The 4,628-nt window shown below is 37.6% G+C and carries 7 protein-coding genes and 1 pseudogene; 2 read left to right on the top strand and 6 right to left on the bottom strand.

Translation table 11 applies throughout. The annotated features are described in order from the left end of the window. Window positions 1-26: 26 nt before the first annotated feature. Entirely contained in the window at window positions 27-185 is a 159-nt protein-coding gene (locus QVB70_RS02025) for a hypothetical protein (protein ID WP_287582866.1), read from the bottom strand. Between the two features lie 208 nt (window positions 186-393). After that, window positions 394-1,539, bottom strand: a complete 1,146-nt coding sequence (locus QVB70_RS02020) for an amidohydrolase family protein (protein WP_287582864.1) — start codon at window positions 1,537-1,539, stop codon at window positions 394-396. 170 nt (window positions 1,540-1,709) lie between these two features. Here QVB70_RS02020 and QVB70_RS02015 point away from each other — a divergent pair, with 170 nt between their 5' ends. Both QVB70_RS02015 and QVB70_RS18435 read left to right on the top strand, forming a co-directional pair. Beyond that, window positions 1,710-1,877, top strand: a complete 168-nt coding sequence (locus QVB70_RS02015; RefSeq protein ID WP_287582862.1) for a hypothetical protein — start codon at window positions 1,710-1,712, stop codon at window positions 1,875-1,877. After that, a pseudogene (locus tag QVB70_RS18435) lies at window positions 1,865-2,050 on the top strand (2-oxoacid ferredoxin oxidoreductase); the annotation flags it as partial. The gene QVB70_RS02015 and the pseudogene QVB70_RS18435, both read left to right, overlap by 13 nt. Before the next feature lie 46 nt (window positions 2,051-2,096). Here the strand turns inward: QVB70_RS18435 and QVB70_RS02010 are convergent. The 4 genes from QVB70_RS02010 to QVB70_RS01995 form a co-directional block, all read right to left on the bottom strand. Next, window positions 2,097-3,035, bottom strand: a complete 939-nt coding sequence (locus QVB70_RS02010) for an LLM class flavin-dependent oxidoreductase (protein ID WP_287582859.1) — start codon at window positions 3,033-3,035, stop codon at window positions 2,097-2,099. Window positions 3,036-3,168: 133 nt separating this feature from the next. Beyond that, a complete protein-coding gene (locus tag QVB70_RS02005) occupies window positions 3,169-3,519 on the bottom strand; it encodes a zinc ribbon domain-containing protein (RefSeq protein WP_287582856.1) in 351 nt (116 codons plus the stop codon). A gap of 86 nt (window positions 3,520-3,605) precedes the next feature. Next, complete coding sequence (locus QVB70_RS02000) at window positions 3,606-4,010, bottom strand: hypothetical protein (protein WP_287582854.1); 405 nt, start codon at window positions 4,008-4,010, stop codon at window positions 3,606-3,608. A gap of 251 nt (window positions 4,011-4,261) precedes the next feature. Next, on the bottom strand, window positions 4,262-4,628 hold a 367-nt coding region (locus QVB70_RS01995; RefSeq protein ID WP_287582852.1), incomplete at its 5' end, for a cation transporting ATPase C-terminal domain-containing protein.

Genomic DNA, 4,628 nt, shown 5'->3' with positions numbered 1-4,628 from the left:
AGCCGTACCTACGGGGCGTAGGGATGTTAAGCCTGTGGAGATAAGACCTCCGTAACCCACAAGGGGATCGAGTCCGTCGTTGAAGCAGGAAGCCTCGAGGCTTTAGCACGAGGTAGCTCACTGTATTCTTTTGTGCCCACTGCTTCATCTTTTTTTTTCTGGAGGCTTTTAATCGTATGTGACATATTTTCCTTCAGCAATTGTAGCAGAAATTGCATTTTCGATTTTATTAGCCGTTTCCGCCTAAGATTGGCATTGATATAGGCTTTCCAAATAGAGTCATACTTGTATCTGGCTCAAAGTGAGGTCCAATTAATCAAAAACCAGCGTTTTTCCAGGAGTGCAAAGGAGATGAAAAAAAATAAATTGATTGACAAAGTTCCTATGCAAAATTCATAGACTGTAAAGTTTTTTCGCGTTTTCCGATAGGATCATTCCGGCAGCCTTATACGCATAGTCCTCATCAAGTGCATCTCTAGCTACTAAATAACCAAGAACTCTTTCTAATTCTTTCTTGAAGTTCATAACCCCAAACCAATAGAACTCAGGAATACCATATGCATCCGTTCCGTACAAAATACGGCTAAAAGGAGTCCACATGAATGCTTCCTCAATTTTTCGACCAACGAGTACATTCAGAAAAGGGTTTAGATGTGAGAGGTCTATGTGGACGTTTGTATAAACGTAGCTTAGATAACTGGCAAACTCTACTTCAGGATAACTGCTGTGGACTAGGATTAGCTCCACCTGTTTTGCCAAATCGTCATTTAAAACACTCTTTTGCAGAAGGAGAGCGCTTGCTTCTTTCATGTCCTTCATATCCATATCGCCATCACCAGTATGGATTTGGAACGGTACCTTCTTCTCTGCACATCTGGCTAAAGCTTCCCAGAACAGAAAGATCCGCATTTCAAAAGGTCCAATGTAATGCTTTTGCCCGAAACCAAATTCGACAATCCAACGTTCTTTGTCCTTCTGAAACTCTTTAAAAATCTCTGCTGCACGATCACGTTCAATTTTTGGAATATTGAGTCCTGTAATATACGCGGTGATCGTTTTCAAACCTACAACGTCCTTTTTCTTAAACCATTGGTCTAATTGTTCATGGAAAGTGTCCAATAGGTCATCAAAAGTGTTGGATTCTTCCATAACCTCATCAAATAGGTGTTCATCAATTCGCTGAACTGAATATACCTTAACAGGAACGATATCTTGGAATTCTTCAATTGTAATCGTGGGTGGATAGCCTGGATCAACGATAAGTGCCTCAATATTTGCCTTCTGAAAAATATCAGCGACAAATTCTTCAAAGTTGTTTTGTGCTTTCGCTTTCCTAAGTTTGAAAATCTCTTCTTCGTTAGGAGTGCATCCATATAATTTCGCGAGTGCACGTGCTGCACAATGATAAAGAAGCTGATGTTCTATGTCTTTCGGCTTTTCTAGCATCGTAAAACTTCTTAATGGGTTGGCATCTTTAGCATCTGGGCCAAACATATGAGCATGGTCGTCAATTACTGGGAACTCCGATAAATCTAACATTAAATTACCTCCTCTTTCTTATACGAATCGTGAAAAGAACATTAGGATTAATTATCATCTCTATAAAGTTTTTATATTTAATTGTATGTTCTTAGAAATCTGTAGCATTCAAAAGGACTATTCTTTAAACACAAGTTTTTTTTAAACACAGGTAGGGGTTATATTTTTCTATGAAAACCTCTTCTTTTTCCGTTAATAAAAAGGATGATATTTCAATTGTAATCTGTGGTGCGGCTGGACAGGGGATTGCTACTGTTGAACAACTCTTAACGCGTATAAATGGTTTCAAGAGAACACCTATTATCTTAACGGTTCACATGACCCTTATGATAGAGTAGAGGCTTTTAGAAGAGCAACAGAAAAAGGAAAGTATCCTTTAGGTATTTTCTATATCAATCCGAAAAAAACTTTTGAGGAAAACCTAGCAGCTTACCATGAAAATGATGGACCTGTCTATAGGAGAAAAAGAGATTTAAATATGGTAGAACAGAAATTGGTTAGTTTTATCTGAGATTTTATTTTCTCGTGTTTGAACTACTACGCTTTGCTGAATATGATTATTTTAGTTTTAATAAAACTTGTTCGGCAAATGTTTTTAACAGGGTTGGTGACCCCATGAGTGTGAAAACTGTTATTCCGTCCTCAATTGCTTTCTGAATTGTTTCTATATGTGCTTCTGGTGTCGAGGGGGCATTTGCAACAATTTGTCTTGCTGTTTCTTCTGGTATGTTCATCCTTACTTGCAGTCTTCTGACTCGCTGATTGGTCTCTTCTTCAGTTGGATCCAACCAGATGGTATATCCTGATCCTATTCGAATCTCCTGGGGATTTCTTCCTGTTTTTTCACATCCAGTTATTATCTTTTGCTTTTGTTGGGCTAAATATTCTGGGCTTGGATCAAACATGCAATGAATAATGTCGGCGTACTGTGTCGCTAATCTAATCATTTTCTCCCCAAAAGCACCTATCATCAATGGTATATGTTCTTGAATTGGTCGTGGACTGTTCAATGTATTTTCTGTAGAGAACGCTTTGCCCCTGTATGTCGTGTGTTCATTTTTAAACATTGAATAAACGATGGCAAGAGTGTCTTCGAAGCCTTGTAGGCGTTCTTTCGTAGGAGGAAATCTTCCATAAAACCCTTTGAATTCGGGTTCGTGCCATCCTGCCCCTAGTCCCATTACGAGTCTTCCATTGCTGATAACGTCGACAGTAGTGGCAATTTTCCCTAACAATGTTGGTGCTCTATAACCATAACAGGATACTAAGGGGCCTAATCTAATCTTATTAGTTATCGCGGCAAGTGCTCCGAGCAGAGTCCAACACTCAAGAGGATGGTTCTCTTCTCCCATTGGGTTTGCCATATTCATAAAGTGATCTGTAATTGTGAAGAGATCAAGTCCTATCTTTTCTGCTGTTAGGCAGGCATTTTTCATTCCCTCAAAACCAGTCCCCTCAGGTGGTAGATGATATCCAAACCATATTTCTTCGGTCATGCTTATACCTCCTAAGCTCCCATGTGTTAAAATGATTAGTTAAACTCTTAAATAATAAAAAGGAGTGTGTGGCTACATATCTCTTGATTATGTCATATAAAGTTGTTGTTTGCGACACATGTAGTCTATTTATCTACTCTAGACTTGCCCCGCAGTTTGCGCAGAAAACCGAATTAGGTTGGATACTTGCGCCACAATTTGGACAAAACTGGGCGCCAGTTGTCTGAGTAGCCTGTACTGTCTGGGGGGGTGGAGGTACTTTTGTAGTCGGTTCTGATGAAATCACTGGCTTATCACCTCGGACAATCAACCAAATTATCAAGCCGATTATCCCAGTGATTAATACAATGATTAACCACAATATACCGCTCTCTCCTCTCTTTTCAGCATCTCTGTACACCCATACAGCTAAAAGGATGACTACGATGAAAATTGCTGCCATGAAGGGGATAAAGAAAAACGGAAACCAATAAGGTTGGAACATTATTTCATCACCAATTTACTTATTTTATGATTTTTATATGGACATCTTTATTTTTATAACTAATTTATTTCATTTTAGATATTAGTTTATACTCCTAGAAAAAACCCCCATAACGATGGTGCTGTAAACACAACAAATAAATAAACACTCCATACTCTTCCCTTAAGAATGTTATAATCTGCAAATAAATAGCTCCAGGGATGCCCCATTACATAATGACCGAAACTAAACTCAAATAGAATTGTTATAATCAGCCAAAAAGCACCAATCAACAAAAGATCGATCCTTGTTACGTCTGCTCTTAAATATACAACGAATAGATATGTAATGATCAGAGTATACAATATTGCTATTATTGTAGAAATCACATGTCCCCCATATGAGCCAACTATAGGCGCATAAACTGATTCTCTAATTAACGCGTTACTAATTGCAAGAAAAAGTAACAATACCCAGATTCCTAAAGCATAGAAGAATATCTTTATCTGCATTTATACCACCTTTTCAGTTGTTTCTAGTATAGATCATCCTTAACCCTTACGCCTTATCGGTAATTTAGTACGAACATTATGAATTCAATACCTTTTCTCAACATCTCTTCTTCAGTAAAAAGCACGATGAAGGATTGCAGTTTTGATAACTTTACTTATTCGTTCATTTAATCTCGATTGCATTAAATAACTCCTTCTAATGGATTTACTACTACTCTTTGAAAATATATTTTTTTCAGACATCTAGAAAATCAATCTTGCACTGTAAATAATTGAAGCGTTTTTCTAATCTCGTCGATGATCCAAATACTAGAGCCAATAAGTGCAATAATAACCCACTCCATGATTCCAAGCGGTACTATGTCAAATGCAAGTGTTAATGGAGGTACGATGAATAAAATAGCGACAAGAAGTATGTCAATAACCAGAAAAACCCACAGCGTCTTGTTCTTAAAGACTCCTACTGAGAATACCGATTTATTATGCGATCGACAATTGAAAGCATTAAACCACTGGAAAATAATCAAAACTACAAAAATTGCGGTTCTTATTTTCGCTGCAGGAGTATTTTGGAATATAAGATAAAAATAAACCATTAGACTACCCACTACCATTATT

It is taken from the genome of Candidatus Borrarchaeum sp., assembly GCF_019058535.1.
Classification (GTDB): Archaea; Asgardarchaeota; Sifarchaeia; order Borrarchaeales; family Borrarchaeaceae; genus Borrarchaeum; species Borrarchaeum weybense.
This window is presented reverse-complemented; position numbering and strand designations above follow the sequence as displayed.

Excerpts from the sequence above, each read along its gene's own strand:
- QVB70_RS02025 (WP_287582866.1), bottom strand. The coding sequence starts at position 185 with ATGTCACATACGATTAAAAGCCTCCAGAAAAAAAAAGATGAAGCAGTG.
- QVB70_RS02020 (WP_287582864.1), bottom strand. The coding sequence starts at position 1,539 with ATGTTAGATTTATCGGAGTTCCCAGTAATTGACGACCATGCTCATATG.
- QVB70_RS02015 (WP_287582862.1), top strand. The coding sequence starts at position 1,710 with ATGAAAACCTCTTCTTTTTCCGTTAATAAAAAGGATGATATTTCAATT.
- QVB70_RS02010 (WP_287582859.1), bottom strand. The coding sequence starts at position 3,035 with ATGACCGAAGAAATATGGTTTGGATATCATCTACCACCTGAGGGGACT.
- QVB70_RS02005 (WP_287582856.1), bottom strand. The coding sequence starts at position 3,519 with ATGTTCCAACCTTATTGGTTTCCGTTTTTCTTTATCCCCTTCATGGCA.
- QVB70_RS02000 (WP_287582854.1), bottom strand. The coding sequence starts at position 4,010 with ATGCAGATAAAGATATTCTTCTATGCTTTAGGAATCTGGGTATTGTTA.